Origin of the sequence: Mesonia ostreae (genome assembly GCF_031845265.1) — a bacterium.
GTDB classification, from domain to species: domain Bacteria; phylum Bacteroidota; class Bacteroidia; order Flavobacteriales; family Flavobacteriaceae; genus Mesonia; species Mesonia ostreae.
The window spans coordinates 27,248-48,323 of sequence record NZ_JAVRBG010000017.1 but is presented as its reverse complement, the minus strand read 5'-3'; the positions used below and the strand labels follow the sequence as shown (position 1 = coordinate 48,323).

Below are 21,076 nucleotides of genomic sequence, written 5' to 3'. Positions count from 1 at the left end.
TCCTAAGAATAAGATCCTGAACAAAATCTTCCTTTCAGTCAGATTTTTTCAGGATGACAGGTAGCGGTGGTGTTGAGGTTTTTTTCAAGATGACAGGTAGCGGTGATGTTTGTATCTTTTTTCAGGATGACAGGTAGTTTTGAGTCTTGTCATGCGCTTGTCCTGTCATGCTGAATTTATTTCAGCATCTCATGCCTAAGACAACGCTTTACCCTCGTAAGCAAATCTTCCTAAGAATAAGATCCTGAACAAAATCTTCCTTTCAGTCAGCTTTTTTCAGGATGACAGGTAGCGGTGGTGTTGAGATTTTTTCAGGATGACAGTAAATGGTGGTGTTAAGTCCTGTGAAGCTCTTATCCTGTCATGCTGAATTTATTTCAGCATCTTATAATTATGAAAATGCCTTATCCTCGCAAATAACACTTCCTAAGCATAAGATCCTGAACAAAATCTTCCTTGCAGTCAGATTTTTTCAGGATGACAGGTGGGTGTGGTGTTTATATCTTTTTTCAGGATGACAGTAAATGGTGGTGTTTATAGCTTTTTTCAGGATGACAGGTGGTGTTGAGTCCTGTCATGTTCTTGTCCTGTCATGCTGAATTTATTTCAGCATCTCACACTTTTGAAACCGCCTTACCCTCGCAAGCAAATCTTCCTAAGAATAAGATCCTGAACAAAATCTTCCTTGCAGCATCTCATTTTTCTGGTTCGTTATCATTATTTTTCAGTAACTTCTGCTTTATGAAACGGGCTTATCACAATTACTGCGTATACATTTTAACCAACAAACCTCAAGGAGTTCTGTATATTGGTGTTACGGGCGGTCTAGAAGATAGAATGGAACGCCATGTCAACAAAGAAGGAAGCGCATTCACAAAAAAATATAATTTAACCGTATTGGTTTACTTTGAGGATTTTCAGTATATTAACGATGCTATTGCTCGAGAAAAACAATTGAAAAGATGGCATCGCATTTGGAAAATCAATCTGATAGAGAAAGATAATCCTAATTGGGAGAATTTATATAAGCCGATAGGGTAATTGAGTTATCGAGCATGAGACCCGGAAACAAGTTCAGAGTGAGAGTTCAGCTATGGCACTCAATTTCTTATTAGTCCTGTCATGCTGAATTTATTTCAGCATCTTATACTTATGAAAACGCCTTATCCTCGCAAGTAACTCTTCCTAAGAATAAGATCCTGAACAAAATCTTCCTTGCAGTCAGATTTTTTCAGGATGACAGGTGGGTGTGGTGTTTATATCTTTTTTCAGGATGACAGGGGGTTGTGGTGATTGTAGCCTTTTTCAAGTTGACAGGGAGCTAGGAAGAGCTTCCTCAGTCGTTCTCTGCCGTTCGGTTTGGGCGAGCCTGCTTCGGAATGGCAAGAAGTTTGAAAACGCTCAACCAACAACACCAAGCCAAAAATAAAAAATCCTTATCTTCGCTTCTTTTTTACTTATGAAAATTACTACTCCCATCATTCCTGTTCGTCAACGGATCGCTATTCGGCCAAATACAGCTCACGAAATAGATAAAAAAGCGCTATGCATCTATGCAGCCACTGGATTCTTTTTGGGAGAAGATAGCTTCTATCAAGACGAACAAGTCTTACAACCAGGGAGGCAATATACTTTAAATGAAAAACGACACATCACAGCGTCTAAAGTCAACTTCGAATGGCATTACTCTCCGCGAAATATTTCTTTTCAAACAGCGGTGGATGAATTTACCGAATTGTATGAGCAGATTGTAAAAGAACAAACAGGCAATAAACGAGTTTTATTACCACTATCTGGAGGTTTGGATAGCCGAAGCCAAGCTGCGGCACTGCATCATCTAGGAGCCGATGTACATTCCTACTCTTATTCGTTTGCAGGTGGCTTCAAAGAACATAAAATCTCTGAGCAAATTGCTAAGGTTTGTAATTTTAAATTTGATGCATACCTCATTCCAAAGAGTTATCTATGGGATTCTATTCAAGAACTTTCGGAGATCAATGGATGCTATTCTGAGTTTACCCATGCAAGGCAAATGGCCTTAATAGATGAATTTAAGCGAATGCAAGGAGAGTTTTCATTAGGGCATTGGGGTGACGTTCTTTTTGATCGCGGCATTGCCGCCCAAGATGAGGATAAATCGGAGTTGGAGCTTATTTACAAAAAAGTAATTAAAAAAGGAGGTTTAGCCTTAGCCCATCAATTGTGGAAGGCTTGGGAGTTGGATGGAAATTTTGAAGATTATTTAAAACATCGAATTCAGACTTTGTTAGACGGAATAAAAATAGACCACAAAGCTTCTAAAATACGCGCTTTTAAAAGCTTGTATTGGGCTCCACGTTGGACGAGTGTGAATTTAGCCGTTTTTGAAGCTGCTCACCCCATTCATTTACCTTATTACGATGACCGCATGTGTGAATTTGTAGGTGGGATTCCAGAAGAATATTTGGCGGATAGGAAAATGCAAATTGCTTATATAAAGAATCGCAACCCTAAACTTGCTAAGATTATGTGGCAAGATCATAAGCCTTATAATTTAACCAATTATCATAAAAATAAATCTCCGCAAAATTTACCCTACCGCATTAAAGATAAGCTGCAACGTGAAGTCAATGCCAAACTTGGTAAAAAGTACATTCAGCGCAACTGGGAATTGCAATTTCTAGGCGAAGAGAATCAAACACACTTGGAGAGCTATTTATATTCGGAAGATTTTATAGCTTTTGTTGGAAAAGAAACTATAGATACTATGTACCATAATTTTAAAGAAAAAGATGCGGTATTTTATTCTCATTCCGTAAGTATGTTACTGACCTTGAGTGCATGGTTAAAACAGTAGTTGGATTAATTGTACATTCGAATATTCATATAGCCGAACAAACAAATACAAAACTGTTGAAGAGCGCACAATGAAAGGAGGGCTGGCCTCTGTATCTCTTTTATACTCTTGTCCTGTCATGCTGAATTTATTTCAGCATCTCATGCCTATGAAACCGTCTTATCCTCGCAAGTAACTCTTCCTAAGAATAAGATCCTGAACAAAATCTTCCTTTCAGTCAGCTTTTTTCAGGATGACAGGTGGGTGTGGTGTTTATATCTTTTTTCAGGATGACAGGTGGTGTTGAGTCCTGTCATGTTCTTGTCCTGTCATGCTGAATTTATTTCAGCATCTCACACTTTTGAAACCGCCTTACCCTCGCTAGCAAATCTTCCTAAGAATAAGATCCTGAAAAAATCTTCCTTTCAGTCAGATTTTTTCAGGATGACAGGTGAGTGTGGTGATTGTAGGGTTTTTTCAGGATGACAGATAATTTTAGGTACTGTCATGCTGAACTTGTTTCAGCATCTCATGCCTATGAAACCGCCTTATCCTCGCAAGTAACACTCGCTAAGAATAAGATCCTGAACAAAATCTTCCTTTCAGTCAGATTTTTTCAGGATGACAGGTAGCGGTGATGTTTATAGCTTTTTTCAGGATGACAGGTGGTGTTGAGTCCTGTCATGTTCTTGTCCTGTCATGCTGAATTTATTTCAGCATCTCATACCTATGAAACCGTCTTATCCTCGCAAGTAACACTCGCTAAGAATAAGATCCTGAACAAAATCTTCCTTTCAGTCAGATTTTTTCAGGATGACAGGTGAGTGTGGTGATTGTAGGGTTTTTTCAGGATGACAGATAATTTTAGGTACTGTCATGCTGAACTTGTTTCAGCATCTTATGCTTATGAAACCGTCTTACCCTCGTAAGTAATACTTCCTAAGAATAAGATCCTGAACAAAATCTTCCTTTCAGTCAGATTTTTTCAGGATGACAGGTAGCGGTGATGTTGAGCTTTTTTCAGGATGACAGGTGGTAGTGGTGGTGTTGATCTTTTTTCAGGATGGCAGGCGGGTTTAAGTAATGGCATGCAGCCCCGAAATTGTCGGGATGTTTTTAGGCATCCTATAATAGTTTCGCTTTAATTGATACAGCGAAACGATATAACTCCTATATGTGCCAATAAAATTTAATTAAATTCTTATGTTTGACAGGAAATATATAGCCTAACTTTATTTTTTATGATAAGTATAATCATTCCCGTTTATGATGGCGAAAAATTTATAGATTCTGCTATTCAACAGATTTTACAGCAATGTTTAGAATCTTTTGAAATTATATTTGTGGATAACAATTCTAAAGATAATTCACTAAAAATACTTCAGGCACACGCTCAAAAAGATTCGAGAATAAAAGTGTTTGCTGAAAACAAACAGGGCGCGGGAGCAGCACGTAATTCGGGAGTACGACAAGCGAAAGGAGATTATATTTACTTTTTTGATGTAGATGATTTTTTAGTTCAGGGCGCTTTGGAGCTTATGAGGAACACGCTTGAAAATAATCCAGAAACAAGCAGTGTTTTTGGAGAAAGTTTAAAAGTCAAGACTCGCAACGTGCAAGAATATACGGATTTAAATGCTACCTATAGCGTTAAGAAGGCCCCCTATTGGGGTATCGAATGGTTTGGTAATTTTAGCAAGCTTACAGGTACGCCATCTTTTTTACATAGAAAAAGTGTCTTTCAAGAAATAGGTTATTTTCCTGAAGAAATAAAGGTTGGAGAGGATGCTTTTTTTCATATAAAGCTGGGATTAAATCTTAAAATTATAAACTTAAATCAAGTTGTATTTCTCTACTATCGTCATTCGAATTCAACAGTCTCTAGAAATAATAGAAACTCTTCCCGAGATCAAATTTATTGGAACCAATATATAACTATTTATATTCCTTATTATAGGAGAGGAAAAACCCCTCAAGCCTTCAAAGTTTTGCTGCATAAAAAATTATTCGCCTCTGTCTTTAAACTATTAATAGCAACGCAAGGATTTAAAAAACGAGTTAAACTAAGTACTCAACTTTTAAATGAAATGGAACCTATAAAATTACCATTCTTATTTAAAATGTATATGTGGTTGATTATTTTAACTCGTAGTAATTCTTTATATAAATTTTTTGCATTTTACATACTGCCATTTTACCGTGGTTGATTAAGATACTAAATAGCTTCTCATCCAGAAAATTTTGTCTTGCTGCCCCAAAATCGTCGGAGTGGCTTTAACATTTTTATTGTACTCTTGTCCTGTCATGCTGAACTCGTTTCAGCATCTTATACTTATGAAAATGCCTTACCCTCGCAAGTAACTCTTCCTAAGAATAAGATCCTGAACAAAATCTTCCTTTCAGTCAGCTTTTTTCAGGATGACAGGTAGCGGTGATGTTGAGGTTTTTTTCAGGATGACAGGTGGGTTTGAGTCTTGTCATGCGCTAGTCCTGTCATGCTGAACTCGTTTCAGCATCTTATGCTTATGAAACCGCCTTACCCTCATAAGTAACACTTCCTAAGAATAAGATCCTGAACAAAATCTTCCTTGCAGTCAGCTTTTTTCAGGATGACAGGTGATGTTGAGTCTTGTCATGCTCTTTTCATGTCATGCTGAATTTATTTCAGCATCTCATGTCTAAGACAACGTTTTACCCTCGCAAGTAACTCTTCCTAAGAATAAGATCCTGAACAAAATCTTCCTTTCAGTCAGCTTTTTTCAGGATGACAGGTAGCGGTGATGTTGAGCTTTTTTGAGGATGACAGGTAGTTTTGAGTCTTGTCATGCGCTTGTCCTGTCATGCTGAACTCGTTTCAGCATCTTATACTTATGAAAATGCCTTATCCTCGCAAGTGATACTTCCTAAGAACAAGATCCTGAACAAAATCTTCCTTTCAGTCAGCTTTTTTCAGGATGACAGGTAGCGGTGATGTTGAGCTTTTTTGAGGATGACAGGTAGTTTTGAGTCTTGTCATGCGCTTGTCCTGTCATGCTGAACTCGTTTCAGCATCTTATGCTTATGAAACCGCCTTATACTCGCAAGTAATACTTCCTAAGAATAAGATCCTGAAAAAAATCTTCCTTGCAGTCAGCTTTTTTGAGGATGACAGGTAGCGGTGATGTTGAGCTTTTTTGAGGATGACAGGTGGGTTTGAGTCCTGTCATGCTCTTTTCTTGTCATGCGCTTGTCCTGTCATGCTGAATTTATTTCAGCATCTCATGCCTAAGACAACGCCTTACCCTCGCAAGTGATACTTCCTAAGAATAAGATCCTGAACAAAATCTTCCTTTCAGTCAGATTTTTTCAGGATGACAGTTAATGGTGATGTTGAGGTTTTTTGAGGATGGCAGGTGAGTGTGGTGATTGTAGCTATTTTCAAGATGACAGGTGGGTTTGAGTATTGGCATGCAGCCCCGAAATTGTCGGAATTGTTTGAAGCATCCTATATTAGCTTCGCATGAAATGATACAGTGAAACGATATAACTCTTATATGTACCAATAAAATTTAATTAAATTACTATTTTTAACGTTTCTAACGAATAGAGCAAAACTCAAGCCTATATTCACATCTAAAATTAAGAAAGCTTCATGTGCGGATTTTTAGCAGAATTTAATAGTAATGGTCAGCTTACAGACCAATCAAAGTTTAAACAAATTCTTGATAAATCCATATTGCGAGGTCCAGATTCGCAAGGATATTGGAGCAATCAGAACAATGTTCAATTGGGCTTTAACCGTTTGGCTATTGTAGATTTATCTGAAACGGGTAGGCAACCTATGCATAGTCACCAAAGAAATTTTGCCATTGTTTTTAATGGGGAGATTTATAACCATCTAGAGTTGCGTAAACAATTACGCTTTTCTAACTTTCAGGGTACAAGTGATTCTGAAACCATTAGTGCGTGCTTGGAAGAGTGGGGGGTAGTGAAAACTGTAGAATCTTTAAATGGAATGTTCGCACTATGTATATATGACAAATTGAAAGAAGACCTATACTTGGCAAGGGATTTTGCGGGAATAAAACCATTATTTTATGGATGGAATGGAAAATCATTAGTAGCTGCCAGTCAATACAATCAAATTACTGCACATCCCGTTTTTAGTTCGAAATCGGTAGATCCGAAAGTGCTTAAACTATATTTAGAGCAACATTATATGCCAGCTCCCTTTGGTTTGTATCAAGATACTTTTCAAGTTTTACCGGGGGAAATAGTACATTTCACAAATCAGGGCAAGGTGAATAAAATCCGCTATTGGGAATTACCAAAAGAAGATAAATCTACCATAACGAATAGAGAAGAAGCTTTACAATTAATTGAAGAAAATTTAGATGACAGTGTAAAAAGACAGCTTATGGCAGATGTTCCCTTGGGTGCTTTTATATCGGGAGGGGTAGATTCTACATTGGTTTGCTCTAGCATAAAGCGAAATAATTTTGATTTAAAAGCCTACACCATTGGTTCTGATAGTAATAAGCACGATGAGAGCGAGCGCGCAAAACAATTTGCAGACGCTTTAAAGATTAAACATTCTATATGGCATCTAGATGCCAAAGAAAGTTTAAAATATTGGGAAGAAGCCATGAGTTCTTTGCATGAACCTATGGCTGATTTTAGTATTTTACCAACATTTTTGGTTTCTAAAGCAGCCAAAAAAGAAGTTACGGTTGCTTTAAGTGGCGATGGTGGTGATGAATTGTTTTTTGGATATGAACGTTTTTGGAGCGTAGGTAAAAACATTAAATTTCAAGCCTTTCCTAAGCTCATACGTCAGGGTATTTATGCTGCCGATCGCGCAACCTTTAACAAGAAATTCGTCAACGAAGTTTTATTAAATGATTTTCAATCTAAAGCACACCAAGGACTTCATTCGCGTATGCGCTCAAAAGACCTTCAACGTTTAGCTCCAAGTCTAAGCGAAGTTAATTTGCCAGAAGAATACAATGTGTACAATTACGAAAATACGGGAAACATAAGAGACCTTTTATCTAAGATGCGACACGCTGAATTTTATGGAATGATGCAAAAAACCTTAAGAAAGGTGGATTTAGCTAGTATGGGAAACAGCTTGGAGGTGCGAGTGCCTTTCTTAGATAAAAAAATGATTGAAACAGCAATTCAAATAGATCCATTATTGAGTTATGGTGGTGGTAGACAGAAACAACTATTAAAAGATGTATTACATAAACGAATTCCACAAGTGCCTGAAGAGTCGGTAAAAAAAGGTTTTTCTGTACCCCTAACGGGTTGGTTGCGATCAGATTTACAACCTAAATTTGAAGAGGTATTGCTAAGCGATAGAGCAACAAATTTCGACTTAAATAAAAAACATATTGAAAATATGCTCACCGCACATACCAAGGGAGAAGCAGATTATAAATGGCCTTTATTCACTTTATATGCTTTGTTAAAATGAAAAAAATAAAAATTCTTTATACGATACCTAATTTTGATACCGCAGGAAGTGGTAAAGCTTTATTGAATATTGCTAAAGGCTTGGATAAAGATATCTTCGAACCGCATATTATGTGTTTGCATGACCGGGGGGAGTTTTTTAAAACGGTAAAAGCATCTGGCATCCCTATACATATTTATTCATATTTATCTAATCCAAGACCTCTTTCTGCTTTATTCAATTCGGTTAGGAAAATCTCCAAAAAGTTTAAAGAAATAAAACCAGATATTATACATAGTTTTCATTATGCGCCAGACTATACTGAAGCCTTGGCGGCTAAACTAGCTGGTATTACGTGGACTTTTACTAAAAAAAATATGAACTGGGGAGGCGCTTCAAAAAATGCTTGGAAGTTGAGATCACTTTTAGCAAAGCGAATTATTATTCAGAATACGGATATGAAAAATAAAATGTATCCAACTTCAAAAAAAACAGATTTAATATCTAGAGGTGTGAATACCACATCTTTTGCCCCCTTAGAGCAAAAAAATAAAGAACTAAGAAAAAAATTTAATACTGGAATCGATCAACGTATTTTAATAACCGTAGCAAATATGGCTCCTGTAAAAGGCATAGAGTTGTTAATACAATCATTTGCAAACTTAGAAGAAGTCAATCATAATTGGGTGATTTGGTTGGTGGGTAACGCAGATAATCCTTATGGTAAGGAGTTGAAAAAATTAGTAAAGGAAAAAGATTTAGAGGATAAAATTATTTTTACAGGAAAACAATTGGCGGTTAATCAATTCTTAAACGAGGCCGAAGTTTTTGTCCTGCCTACTAAAAATATTGGAGAGGGCTCACCAGTAGCATTACTTGAAGCCATGGCTTCTGGGACTACGGTTATTGGCTCTAAGGTGCCTGGTATAAATGATCAATTGGAAAATTACCAATCACATCTTTTTCAACCGGAGAATATCGTGGATCTCGAACAGGTACTAAGAAATTTTCTAATCCTAAACACAAAGGATTTGATGCAGCAAGGCGCTATGTTTCGGGATTTCGTTAAGAAGAACTACAGTATTGAGATAGAAGTGGAAAAGCATGAAGTTTTTTACAAAAAAATACTAGCTTAAATTGTAATCTTTATGAAAATTGCCTTGGTAATACCATCACCTCCTGCATATTCTGAAACTTTTTTTCGTTCAAAGATTGAAGGTCTAAAGGAAAGCGGTCACGAAGTTATTTTAGTAACTGCTAAATCTAAGACAGACTTTGATTTATGTGAGCATAAAACCCATCCAAAAGTTTATGCAAATAGTTTTTTACAAGTCATAGCTATGCTTTGGGTAGGTATACGTTTATTGCCTTATTTGAAGCAAGTGAAAACGTATTATCAATTAGAAAAGCAAGAAAAAACATCTTGGAAGCGTATCGTAGAGAAAATATATATGAATGCTACTTTGCTGAAATTAGATATAGATTGGTTGCATTTTGGCTTTGCAACGATGACAATAGAGCGAGAATTAGTTGCAAAATCTATTGAAGCAAAAATGGCGGTAAGTTTTCGGGGGTATGACATCAATGTATTTCCGTTAAAAAATCCTAATGTATATAACAGGCTTTGGAAGTATGTAGATAAAGTGCATAGTATATCTCAGTATTTAGTAGAAAAAGGGTATGCCTTGGGTCTTTCTAAAGATGTTCCTTTACAGATTATTACTCCTGCGGTAAATTCGAAACTTTTGAAAGCTACTTCAGCAAAGAAAACAACCACTAAACTATTATTGCTTACTATAGCGCGCTTGCATTATATAAAAGGCGTAGACTTGCTTTTAGAAACTGCTAAAATTTTAAAAGACGCCAAAGTAGACTTTTTATGGCAGGTGATAGGAGGTGGGAGTATCGCAGATGAGGAGCGTTATCATTACCATAGATATGAATTAGAATTGAATAAAGAAGTTCAATTTTTAGGAAAATTATCCCATACTGAAACGCTAGAAATGGTGAAGAAAGCAGACTTGTATGTGCAACCTAGTTTAAATGAAGGCTTTTGCAATGCTATATTGGAAGCCCAAGCTATAGGCAAGCTAAGTATCGCTTTCGCCGTTGGAGGTATTCCAGAGAATATACAAGAAGGGGAAACCGGATTCTTGGTTAAAAAACTGGACGCGCAAGCTTTGGCATCTAAAATACAAGAGATTTCCTTCTTAAATTTTGAAAAGAAAGAAAAAATAAGTCAACAGGGGCAAAAACGCGTAAAAAATAGCTTTTCTTTGCAGCAGCAAAAAGTGGACTTTAATCGGTTCTATACGGAAGATATTTCATGAAGATTTTTTATCCCCCCTTACATTACGATAAAAACTACCGCGGACACTTATTTCCGTTATTGAAACCTTTTATAAAAGGCGACGGCTTTACAGATGAGCAGCGTAAAAGTATGTACGGAGTTAGCCAAGAGGATTATTGCTTTGTTTCTTCTATGAACGAAGCAGAGGTAGTGATTCTTCCTATGTCTTGGTATTATTATAAACATACCAAACAATTGGATAAAGCTCAAGATTTAGTTGAGCAAGCGAAATCATTTCAAAAAATTGTTTGGTCTCATAATCCTGGAGATGCGGGTGTAAAAACACCACAATTTTCTAATGTGATGGTATTTCGTTTTGGTGGCTATGTGAGTCGCAATCAAAAAGGACACAAGGGAATGCCTGTACTAATAGAAGATTACTATACGAATTCGCCTGCTTGGAAGGGTTTAGAAAATTTAGGTTGGGAAGAGAAACCAAAAGTTGGTTTTTGCGGTCAAGCCATTGCTTCTAAAGCCAATGCCTTTAAAGAAGTGACTAAAATTGGTTTACGCAACCTACAAACGTATGTGGGATCTAGTCCTAATGAGCCCCAAAAACTGATTTCGAGTACCTATCTGCGAGCTAAGGCCTTAGAGCTACTACAAAAGAATTCTAACGTAAAAGATCAATTTATTCTGCGGAAGAAATACAGAGCAGGAGTAACGCAACAAAAAGACACCCATCAAACTACCCAAGAGTTTTATCAAAACATACAAGATTCGCAGTACATTCTGTGTGTACGTGGAGCAGGAAATTTTTCTGTGCGTTTTTATGAAACTTTAATGATGGGACGCATACCTCTATATATACATACCGATGGATTTTTACCGCTAGCAGAAGAAATAGAATGGAAAAAACATATAGTTTGGGTCGACAAAAAAGAAATGCATAAAGTTGCTGAAAAGCTTCTCTCTTTTCACAATAATTTATCAGAAAATCAATTACAAGAATTATGTAAAGCCAATAGAAAACTTTGGGAAGAGAAGTTATGTTTGGATGGTTTCTTTAAAAATGAATTTGACTCTTTAAAATAAGTATATGTTTATTCTTACAAAAAATAAAAATGCACTGAAAGTATTAGAAGTTTATCAAGCAGCTTTTAAGACTACGACTTTCAATTTTGGTGAAATCTATAGCTATTCTTTTTTAGATTATTCACTGTATTGGTTTTCTGCAAGACCCCAAGACCAATTATTAATTTATAACAATGGTTGTATCATTGGGAAAAAAAGTTTTGAAGACTCTTATTCAAACCTCCCTATTGAAAGTAATGAAAATATGCCAGAGCATACTTCCTCTTTACTGCAAAACAGTAGGTTAATCATCAAAGAAAACCAATTGTTTATAGAGCCTAATGAGGTTACTGGCTTATATTATGACGCAGAAGGTTCGGTTTCAGACTTTAGCATTTTGTTAGCTAAGCTTAATCACGTTCTTCCAGATACCAAGCTATTACAACTCCTGACAGCGGTAGGTTATTTTCCAGGGAACTTGACTTTGTTTAATTCTATTAAACGTATTCCTTATTTGTATGGGAGAAATGTAACTACCAGAGAAATGGTTCAAATATCAGGTTTTAAATTTAAAAAATCAGATGAAACAAAAATGGTAGAAAGGTTGCAGGAGGTGATTCCACAAAGTGAAAACCAAAGTTTAGCGATGTCTGGTGGTCTAGATAGTAGATTTGTGCTAGGGGTATTACTCAAGCAAAAGATTCGACCTACTTTAAAGTCTTTAAAAGATAAAGAAAATCCTATTGTGGAAGAGTTAAACAAAACGCTGCAATTGGATTATGAAAAAATAGAAGGCGAAAAGGAAAAAGCATATCATTATACGTTAATGACCGATGGCCGAATTTACTTCCGCGGAGGCAATTATAGTAGATTATATGACAAAGTTGAACCGAATGAAATTTTACATACAGGTTTATCTATATTGCCTATGAATGAAAACTCTTTCGCTTCGGCTTGGAAAAAGCCAGGTTCTATTAAAACTATTTATAATGATCTAATTCATTATGCATTATTGCCTAGAATGCCTAAAAATGGATTTGCAGAATTTCAAGAACCCGTGAATAAACACTATATGCAAGAGTTTTTAGAAAAAGAGCTTGCTTATGGCAAGGAATATCTTCAGTTTAAAACAAGAAAACAATGGGCCTTATGGTTTTATCATTTAAATAGAGGATTAACTTGGACATTTGCCCATTTACAGGATACAAGTTTCTATGTATATCCTGTATTTATTCTGGGAGATAAAAAAGCTGCAGAATGGGGAATTACTTCTTCTGCCTATAGCAACTTTAATAAAGAACGTTTGCGACGAATTAATCAAAAATTATTTCCGAAGTTACCTATTGATTATTCCGAAGGAAGGCCTTTTAGATCTAAGCCCCTCATTAAGGATCACGTAGGACGAATCTACAATGAGTATTTTAAAAAGTTAATTAGTCGCTTTCGCCAGTTAAAATCAGATCAGAAGCAAACGACACAGACCAGTTGGTTTGATGGAATAGAGCTTACTGAGGCTAAAAATTTTAGTAAATTTTATAAGCACTCCTTTAGCGAGCTGATGGAAAATGAAAGGGAATCTTTGCGTTTGCGAAGAACGGCGGTAACGCTAAACAACGTTTTATTATTTCTTGAAGCATGATTTTTCAATTTCTTAAATATGTGCAACCGGGGCATTACTTTCGTTTAAAGCGAAACAGTGGACATTTTGTGTTTCCTATTTCTAGCGAATTGCCGTCCATAATAGTAGAAAATATACCTCAAGATGCTGCCTATCAAAGTGAAAAAGCTACAGCCTATGATGTTTCATGGCAGGCCATTCAAATGGGTTATTTAGGTGAAACCACTACCTATACTCATTTTGAACGAGTTCCTGTGGCCGATGAATACCGATTTATTCGGAAAAACTTTCATAAGGCTTGGGTGATCTACGTGCTAATTGTGCGCTTGTTCTCTTTTAAAAATCCGTTTAAGGAAATTAATGGGTATTGGAAAACTCGAAATGTGAAACGCTTAAATTATGCGCATAATGCCTTATCACATATAGAGTATCATAATTTTCATTCAGATTTAATTGCAAGGCAGCCATTGGTAAGTGTCATTATACCTACCTTAAATCGTTATCCCTATTTAAAAGACGTATTAGAGGATTTGGAAAAACAAAGTTATACGAATTTTGAAGTTTTGGTGGTGGATCAATCTGAACCTTTTCAAAAAGAATTTTATAATGACTTTAAGTTAAAAATCAACCTTAATTACCAAGAAGAAAAGGCCTTATGGCTGGCTAGAAATAATGCTATTCGAAATGCAAAAGGCGATTATATATTATTGTTTGATGATGATAGTAGAATAGCTTCTGATTGGATTGAACAGCACTTAAAGTCTTTGGATTTTTTTAAAGCAGATATTAGCTCGGGAGTTTCTATATCTAAGGAAGGGGCAAAGCTACCTGAAAATTACGCCTATTTTTGCTTGAGTGCTCAGCTGGATACGGGAAATGTACTTTTACCTAAAAGCATATTTAAAAAAATTGGATTGTTCGATCGGCAATTTGAAAAACAACGTATGGGGGATGGAGAATTTGGACTGCGTAGTTATTTAGCAGATTATAAAAATGTATCCAATCCCTTAGCGAAACGTTTGCATCTCAAAGTGGGGTCTGGAGGCTTACGAGAAATGGGAAGCTGGGATGCGTTTAGAACCAAAAAATGGTTTTCACCGCGACCTATTCCCTCCGTACTGTATCTATACCGAAAGTATTTCGGAAACGCGACTGCGCGTTGGGTATTGCTCAAAACCATTCCACCCTCCGTAATTCCGTATCGATTTAAGCAAAATGCGATATATATGTTAATGGGTAGTGTATTTAGTATACTAATTAGTCCATTAATTTTGTTTCAAGTCATTAAATCATGGAAATTATCGAGTAAAAAATTAAAGCAAGGACCACGAATTGGAGAATTGTAATTTTCATCTTAAAAGACTAAAGACTAAAGACTAAAGACTAAAGACTAAAGACTAAAGACTGAAGACTGAAGACTGAAGACTGAATACTTAAAACTGAAAACGGAATATTGAAAACTAAAACCAAACTACTTTTAATCACTTCTGAATTTCCTCCGCAACCTGGGGGCATAGGAAATCATGCGTGGCAATTGGCTAAGAATTTTGCTGAACGCGGTTTCCAAGTTGGTGTGATAACCGATCAACGTTCTGCAGAAGGCAAAGAGGAAGAGCTATTTGATGCTGCTCAAGATTTTGAGGTGTACCGAACTCCACGTCATTCTCCTATTCTCAAAACCTATGTTGAACGCTGGCGCAAGTTAAAGCAGTTAACTAAGAAATATGATGTATTTATCTTTTCTGGAAAATATTCTTTATGGATGGGGGGAGCTTTAAAAATAAGTTCCCAACAGCAAAAAATTGCGGTCTTACACGGAAGTGAATTGGGTTTAAGCAGTTCTTTGTTGAAAAAATTAACTTTGTGGAGCATTAGGCAGATGCATGAGGTTGTAGCAGTATCTAATTATACAGCTTCTTTGGTAAATGAATTAAATTTAAAAAATATATCAGTATTTCTAAACGGTTTTGAAATGGCTTTACCCAAAGACATTCAAGTGCCTAAAAGTGTGAGTAAAAATCTTCAACTTATCACCGTAGGAAACTTAAGTCAACGTAAAGGACAGCACAATGTGGTAAAAGCTTTACCTAAGTTATTAAAGAAATTTCCTCAACTTACCTACCATATTGTAGGTATTCCTACGGAAGCAGAACAACTTATTACCTTGGCTCAAGAGCTTAACGTGGCAGAACATTTAAAAATTCACGGACAGGTAAGTGAGAAGAAAAAACTAAGTTTGTTGCAAGACTCAGATGTATTTATGATGTTAAGTGAGCAAACAGATAACGGAAATGTTGAAGGTTTTGGAATTGCGATTTTAGAAGCCAATGCACTAGCTCTTCCCGCCATTGGAGCGAAGAATTGCGGAATTGAAGATGCCATTGATTCGGGGAAATCAGGAGTCTTGGTAGATCCACATCGGCCTCAAGAGATTTTAGAAGCGCTAAGCCAAATTGAACAAGAGTATGCGATTTATAGTCTAAATGCTAGTAACTGGTCTAAAGATTTTTCTTGGGACCAACGCATAAAGCCTTACTTAAAATTGATTAAAAAATGAAATTAGCGATTATATCACATACTCAACATTTTCGAAACAAGAATGGAGAAATTGTTGGTTGGGGACCTACCATTAGTGAAGTAAATCATTTAGCCAAGGATTTTGAAAAAATATACCATGTGGCTTTTCTTCACGAAATGGATGCACCACCTAGTTCTTTACCCTACTTAGCGGCCAATGTAGAGTTTGTAGCTTTACCTCCTTCTGGTGGAAGAACCGTAAAGGATAAATTTACAGTAGTAAGTAATTTACCAAAGACGTTAAAAATCATTGCTGAAGTTTTAAAAAAAGTAGATGCCTTTCAATTTCGAGCGCCCGTAGGTATGGGTATATATATAATTCCTTATTTAGGTAGATTTTCCAATAAAAAAGGGTGGTTTAAATATGCTGGAAATTGGAACCAACAAAATGCTCCGTTAGGATATGCTTTGCAGAGGAAGCTTCTAAAAAATCAAAATCGAATAGTGACGATCAATGGCGCTTGGCCCAATCAACCCAAACATTGCCTCACCTTTGCAAACCCATGCCTTACGCTTCCAGAAAGAGAGGAGGGGTTACAGGTTATGAAAGCCAAAAATTACCAAGCTAAATTTACCTTCTGCTTTGTGGGTCGTTTAGAAGATGAAAAAGGGGTGCAACGAATTTTAGATGCATTTTCAGCAATAGATTGCGAAAAATATGTAGAACAGATTCATTTTATAGGAAACGGAGAGAAAAGAGAAAAATATGAAAAACAGGTACGTACAACTCATTTACCTGCAAGTTTTCATGGATTTTTAAATAGAGACGAAGTATTTAAAATATATAAAAAGTCTTCATTCTTACTACTGCCAAGTACAGCATCAGAAGGCTTTCCTAAAGTAATTGCCGAAGCGATGAATTATGGATGCATTCCCATAGTATCGAATGTTTCGAGTATTGGCCAATATATTAATTCTCAAAATGGTTATAGTATAGATCCGCCCAATGCAGAAACATTAAAAAACACCTTATTAAAAATTTTTAAGGAAGATAATCAAGAAATATTAAAAGAAAAAGCAATACAGGCGTATAAGGTAGCTCATGACTTTACCTTTGAAAATTATAGAAAGCGCATTCAGTTAGAAATATTAAAGCGTGAATAATATAATAAAAAGAAAAGATAAGCTCCAACAGCTGCGTCCCCTAACGCCCATCTTACTTCACGTAGGTTTGGGGTTCTTGGCATTTGCATTTAGACCATTTATGAAAGTGTATGTGGTGGCTTGTATTATTTATTTTATTTATCGTTTTATCACGAAAAAAAATAAGGAAAAAGAGGTGCTAATTGCTTGTGCTTACATGGCTGGGGGAGAAGTGTTTTTTAGAATGACTAAAGCCATGGTTTTTTACGAAACTGGGAAGTATGCGGTTATTCTATTTTTAATCTTTGGAATGTTTTACGAAGGTTTTAAGCGAAAAGCGTATCCTTATGTTTTTTATATCCTTCTACTACTGCCAGGTCTTATAGGGGCGCTAGATTATTTTGGTACTGATTTATTTCTCTATCGGAAAACAATTCTGTTTAATTTAAGTGGACCTATAAGTCTTTGTGTAGCGGCGTTGTTTTGTTATGGGAGAAGATTGAAGATGAGTACGTTCTTACAGATTCTAGACACTATGCTCTACCCAATTATAGCTATGACGGTATATCTTTATTTATACACCCCAGAGAATCTTATGGTGACCAACACAGCTTCTAATGCATCCTTGTCTGGGGGTTATGGAGCCAATCAAGTTTCGACTATGTTAGGCTTAGGCGTCTTTATTTTATTTACGCGTTTGCTAATCCCTTACAAAAACAAGTTGGTGCAAGTGGTGATGATGATTTTTTTAATAGGCATGGCGCATCGTGCCTTACTCACCTTTTCGCGAGGGGGTGTATTTGTCGCCATTCTTATCTCTCTAATGTTTATCGTAATGCTTTATTTTTCTTCTGGCCTAAGAATGAAAGCAAAACTCACATATAAAATCTTGATTACTTTTGCGGTAACCATTGGGATATGGCTTTTTGCACTAAGCCAAACGGGAGGTTTATTAGGCAACCGTTATGGAAATGAGGATGCGTTAGGAAGAGAAAAAGAAGATATTGCTACGGGTCGAGGTGATTTGTTGAGTGCAGAAATTGATGCTTTTACAGATGAACCTATTTTTGGCATAGGCATAGGAGCCACAAAAATTTACCACGAGGAGCATATGGGAGTTTCCTTACCTACGCATAATGAAGTTAGTAGGATGTTGGCCGAACATGGACTCTTTGGAATCCTAGCCCTTTTAATTTTAATTTTTGCTCCTCTAGTGGCTAGAGCGCAGGGACTTAACAATATTTACTTTTATTCTTTTCTGGCTTTCTGGCTTCTCACGGTAGCGCACAGCTCTATGCGAATTGCGGCGCCTGGTTTTATTTATGGATTGGCCTTATTGAACTTATCTTATGGAAAAAAGAAAAAAAATACTTTACCTAGGAAATCAACTCTCCCAGCACGGTAAAAATGAGACTGGAGTAGAGTTTTTAGGAAGAAAGCTAAAAGCTTGGGGTTATTCCGTAAAGCAAGTATCTTCCTATCAAAATATACTGATAAGATTTTTGCATATGCTATGGAGTGTATTGCAAGTCACCTCTTCCAATTCGGTAATTTTAATAGATACCTATAGCACGCGAAATTTTTGGTACGCATATGTATCTGCGCTATTGGCACGACTTAGAGGAATTCCATACATCTGTATTTTGCGAGGTGGAAATTTGCAGTCTAGACTAAATGAAAACCCTAAAAGTTCTAAGACTTTGTTTTCCAAAGCAGAACACCTTATAAGTCTTTCTGATTATCTTAAGGAGGTTTTTTTACAGGAAAATTATAAGACAGAGTTGATTCCTAATGGGTTTGATATAACAGATTATGATTTTAAAGAGAGAAAACAAGTGGCTCCTAAAATTTTATGGGTGCGTTCATTTGCTGAAATTTATCATCCGCTATTAGCGATCAAGGTATTGGAACAGCTTTTAAAAACCTATCCCAAAGCAGAATTGTGCATGATAGGTCCACAAGATGCGGCTGCTTTTAATGCTTGTAAAACTTATGCAGAAAAACATCAATTACCAGTGGAATTTACGGGTAAGCTTTCAAAAGAAGAGTGGAGAAATCGTTCTAAAGAATTCGATATTTTTTTGAATACTACTAATTTTGACAATACCCCAATGAGTTTAATGGAAGCTGCAGCATTAGGATTACCCATAGTTTCCACCAACGTGGGGGGGATTCCTTACCTTTTAAAGCATAACATACATGCTTTATTGGTAGAGCCTAATCAAGTGAAATTTATGTTAGAAGCTATAAAAGAAGCTGTAGAAAATCCTACAGAAACCTATAAACGTTCTCTAGCGGCAAGAAAGTTAGTTGAAAACTTTGATTGGAAGATCATAAAAGAGCAATGGATTAGAGTTTTAAGCTCATAAAAATTGATATATTTGCAAACTTTTATCTAAGGAATGAAGCCAAAGTCTAAAATACATTTTGAAATCTCTGAACGAAAAATTCTTTTAAGAATTTTTGATATCGTTTTTGTTTTAATAAGCTTATATGCAGTAAGTAGTATTTTTAATTTTGGTTATTTCATGATTAGCGCAGACAATTGGGCATGGTCCATTGTTTTAGCCATATATCTTACTGTATTTGCCACTATTTTTGAGCTGTACAGTCTTCAAAAGACAAATGATAGAAGTAGGGTGTTTAAAAATATTATTCTTACTACCTCTGTTACGGTATTGTTTTATTTATTAACTCCTTTTTATACTCCATCCTTACCCGAGAACCGCCTGCAAATCATTTATTTCTTTTTGGCTATTCTAGGTGCGCTTTGTGTATGGCGTATAGCTTATATTACGCTTATAGTTTCGCCGCGTTTTTATAAAAATGTCTTGGTGGTAGGAGATTCTTTTGAAATTGATAAAATTGCAGAAAATCTACAAGCAGCAGATCCTCACTACGTGGTGGTTGGTTATCTTAATACCTTAGAAGATAATTCTTCTGATCAGATTCCCAAGGTAAAATTGTCTCACTTACTGCAAATGGTAAAAAAAATGCGAGTGAGTGAGATTGTAGTCTCTAGTTCTTTAGAAGAAGGTGTAGTAAAAGAACTGTATGTAAAATTATTAGTTTTACTGAAGGAAGGTTATCCCATTAAAGAATATTTTAATGTGTATGAGGAGTTAACCCATAGATTACCAGTAGAGAATCTACAGAAAGACTTTTATAAATATTTTCCGTTTAGCAGGAGTAACCAGAATAAACTTTACCTGTTCTTTCACCGGATGTTCGATTTGGTTTTCTCATGCATAGGTCTTCTCTTTTTATTAATTTTAAGTCCATTCGTTTTATTGATGAATTTAGGTTGGAACAGAGGACCTTTATTTTATAAACAAACCCGAGTAGGAAAAGCAGGAAAGAACTTTGAGATTGTTAAGTTTAGAACTATGGTTACCAATGCCGAAAAACTGGGGGCTCAATTCGCAACAAAAGATGATGCTAGAATTACAGCTTTTGGTAAATTTCTAAGAAAAACGCGCATTGATGAGATTCCGCAATTTTTAAATGTGTTGAATGGTGAAATGAGTTTTATAGGTCCGCGACCAGAACGCCCATTTTTCGTTGAAGAACTTTCACAGTCTATTGCTTTCTATGAGATAAGACATGCTATAAAACCAGGATTAACAGGTTGGGCGCAGGTGAGTGTAAAATACGGGGAATCTGCAGAAGACAGCTTGACTAAGCTGCAATACGACCTATATTACATCAAACACCGCGGGATGTTTTTAGATTTAAGAATTATCTTGAAAACCATGAGTACGGTCATCTTTTTTAGAGGGCAGTAGAGTAGTCTTATTTTTTATGAATTCACTTGGAGTGGACTTCAAATTTCCTAGAATGAGACCCTGAAATAAATTCAGGGTGACAGGTCATAAGCGAATGACAAATAGCACAGTCATGCTGAACTCGTTTTAGCATCTTCTTCTCGTTTTTCTTGGTGTTGATTGTAAAGTAGAATACTTCAAAGTTCCTAGAATGAGACCCTGAAATAAATTCAGGGTGACAGGTCACGAGGGACTTACAAAAAGAACTGTCATGCTGAACTCGTTTCAGCATCTTCTCCTCGTTTTCCTTGCTGTAAATCGTAAAGTAGAATACTTCAAATTTCCTAGAATGAGACCCTGAAATAAATTCAGGGTGACAGGTCACGAGGGACTTACAAAAAGAACTGTCATGCTGAAC

14 protein-coding genes are annotated in these 21,076 nt (G+C 36.2%); all 14 read left to right on the top strand.

The genetic code is table 11. The annotated features are described in order from the left end of the window. Positions 1–741 precede the first annotated feature (741 nt). The 14 genes from RLT85_RS13980 to RLT85_RS13915 all read left to right on the top strand — a co-directional run bounded on the left by RLT85_RS13980 (position 742) and on the right by RLT85_RS13915 (position 20,679). On the top strand, positions 742–1,041 hold the full coding sequence (locus RLT85_RS13980; protein WP_311402664.1) for a GIY-YIG nuclease family protein: 300 nt from the start codon (positions 742–744) through the stop codon (positions 1,039–1,041). A gap of 418 nt (positions 1,042–1,459) precedes the next feature. Further along, positions 1,460–2,836 (top strand): asparagine synthase-related protein, encoded by a 1,377-nt coding sequence (locus RLT85_RS13975; protein ID WP_311402663.1) that lies wholly within the window; start codon positions 1,460–1,462, stop codon positions 2,834–2,836. A gap of 1,220 nt (positions 2,837–4,056) precedes the next feature. Then, positions 4,057–5,022 carry a glycosyltransferase family 2 protein gene (locus RLT85_RS13970; protein ID WP_311402662.1) on the top strand — a complete coding sequence of 322 codons (966 nt, stop codon included), beginning with the start codon at positions 4,057–4,059 and terminating at the stop codon, positions 5,020–5,022. Positions 5,023–6,446: 1,424 nt separating this feature from the next. Further along, positions 6,447–8,273 (top strand): asparagine synthase (glutamine-hydrolyzing), encoded by a 1,827-nt coding sequence (gene asnB, locus RLT85_RS13965; protein WP_311402661.1) that lies wholly within the window; start codon positions 6,447–6,449, stop codon positions 8,271–8,273. Beyond that, positions 8,270–9,388 carry a glycosyltransferase gene (locus tag RLT85_RS13960; RefSeq protein ID WP_311402660.1) on the top strand — a complete coding sequence of 373 codons (1,119 nt, stop codon included), beginning with the start codon at positions 8,270–8,272 and terminating at the stop codon, positions 9,386–9,388. The genes asnB and RLT85_RS13960 overlap by 4 nt, the downstream gene beginning before the upstream one ends. Before the next feature lie 12 nt (positions 9,389–9,400). Further along, the gene (locus RLT85_RS13955) at positions 9,401–10,582 is read left to right on the top strand and encodes a glycosyltransferase family 4 protein (protein WP_311402659.1); all 1,182 of its coding nucleotides are present in this window, start codon (positions 9,401–9,403) and stop codon (positions 10,580–10,582) included. Then, positions 10,579–11,637: an exostosin domain-containing protein gene (locus RLT85_RS13950; RefSeq protein ID WP_311402658.1), complete on the top strand. Its 1,059-nt coding sequence runs from the start codon at positions 10,579–10,581 to the stop codon at positions 11,635–11,637. Before RLT85_RS13955 ends, RLT85_RS13950 begins: the two co-directional genes overlap by 4 nt. Positions 11,638–11,641: 4 nt before the next feature. Next, positions 11,642–13,255 carry a hypothetical protein gene (locus tag RLT85_RS13945; protein WP_311402657.1) on the top strand — a complete coding sequence of 538 codons (1,614 nt, stop codon included), beginning with the start codon at positions 11,642–11,644 and terminating at the stop codon, positions 13,253–13,255. Further along, positions 13,252–14,580 (top strand): glycosyltransferase family 2 protein, encoded by a 1,329-nt coding sequence (locus RLT85_RS13940; protein WP_311402656.1) that lies wholly within the window; start codon positions 13,252–13,254, stop codon positions 14,578–14,580. Before RLT85_RS13945 ends, RLT85_RS13940 begins: the two co-directional genes overlap by 4 nt. Before the next feature lie 107 nt (positions 14,581–14,687). Next, positions 14,688–15,791 (top strand): glycosyltransferase family 4 protein, encoded by a 1,104-nt coding sequence (locus RLT85_RS13935; RefSeq protein ID WP_311402655.1) that lies wholly within the window; start codon positions 14,688–14,690, stop codon positions 15,789–15,791. Next, entirely contained in the window at positions 15,788–16,915 is a 1,128-nt protein-coding gene (locus RLT85_RS13930; protein ID WP_311402654.1) for a glycosyltransferase, read from the top strand. The genes RLT85_RS13935 and RLT85_RS13930 overlap by 4 nt, the downstream gene beginning before the upstream one ends. Further along, the gene (locus RLT85_RS13925; RefSeq protein WP_311402653.1) at positions 16,908–18,299 is read left to right on the top strand and encodes an O-antigen ligase family protein; all 1,392 of its coding nucleotides are present in this window, start codon (positions 16,908–16,910) and stop codon (positions 18,297–18,299) included. The genes RLT85_RS13930 and RLT85_RS13925 overlap by 8 nt, the downstream gene beginning before the upstream one ends. Further along, positions 18,244–19,263 carry a glycosyltransferase family 4 protein gene (locus RLT85_RS13920; RefSeq protein ID WP_311402652.1) on the top strand — a complete coding sequence of 340 codons (1,020 nt, stop codon included), beginning with the start codon at positions 18,244–18,246 and terminating at the stop codon, positions 19,261–19,263. The genes RLT85_RS13925 and RLT85_RS13920 overlap by 56 nt, the downstream gene beginning before the upstream one ends. A 33-nt stretch (positions 19,264–19,296) precedes the next feature. After that, entirely contained in the window at positions 19,297–20,679 is a 1,383-nt protein-coding gene (locus RLT85_RS13915; protein WP_311402651.1) for a sugar transferase, read from the top strand. Positions 20,680–21,076 lie beyond the last annotated feature (397 nt).

What these genes read in the sequence shown, in the direction of transcription:
- RLT85_RS13955 (WP_311402659.1), top strand. Translation starts at nt 9,401, where the DNA reads ATGAAAATTGCCTTGGTAATACCATCACCTCCTGCATATTCTGAAACT.
- RLT85_RS13980 (WP_311402664.1), top strand. Translation starts at nt 742, where the DNA reads ATGAAACGGGCTTATCACAATTACTGCGTATACATTTTAACCAACAAA.
- RLT85_RS13950 (WP_311402658.1), top strand. Translation starts at nt 10,579, where the DNA reads ATGAAGATTTTTTATCCCCCCTTACATTACGATAAAAACTACCGCGGA.
- RLT85_RS13945 (WP_311402657.1), top strand. Translation starts at nt 11,642, where the DNA reads ATGTTTATTCTTACAAAAAATAAAAATGCACTGAAAGTATTAGAAGTT.
- RLT85_RS13930 (WP_311402654.1), top strand. Translation starts at nt 15,788, where the DNA reads ATGAAATTAGCGATTATATCACATACTCAACATTTTCGAAACAAGAAT.
- RLT85_RS13970 (WP_311402662.1), top strand. Translation starts at nt 4,057, where the DNA reads ATGATAAGTATAATCATTCCCGTTTATGATGGCGAAAAATTTATAGAT.
- RLT85_RS13920 (WP_311402652.1), top strand. Translation starts at nt 18,244, where the DNA reads ATGGAAAAAAGAAAAAAAATACTTTACCTAGGAAATCAACTCTCCCAG.
- RLT85_RS13975 (WP_311402663.1), top strand. Translation starts at nt 1,460, where the DNA reads ATGAAAATTACTACTCCCATCATTCCTGTTCGTCAACGGATCGCTATT.
- asnB (WP_311402661.1), top strand. Translation starts at nt 6,447, where the DNA reads ATGTGCGGATTTTTAGCAGAATTTAATAGTAATGGTCAGCTTACAGAC.
- RLT85_RS13915 (WP_311402651.1), top strand. Translation starts at nt 19,297, where the DNA reads ATGAAGCCAAAGTCTAAAATACATTTTGAAATCTCTGAACGAAAAATT.
- RLT85_RS13960 (WP_311402660.1), top strand. Translation starts at nt 8,270, where the DNA reads ATGAAAAAAATAAAAATTCTTTATACGATACCTAATTTTGATACCGCA.
- RLT85_RS13940 (WP_311402656.1), top strand. Translation starts at nt 13,252, where the DNA reads ATGATTTTTCAATTTCTTAAATATGTGCAACCGGGGCATTACTTTCGT.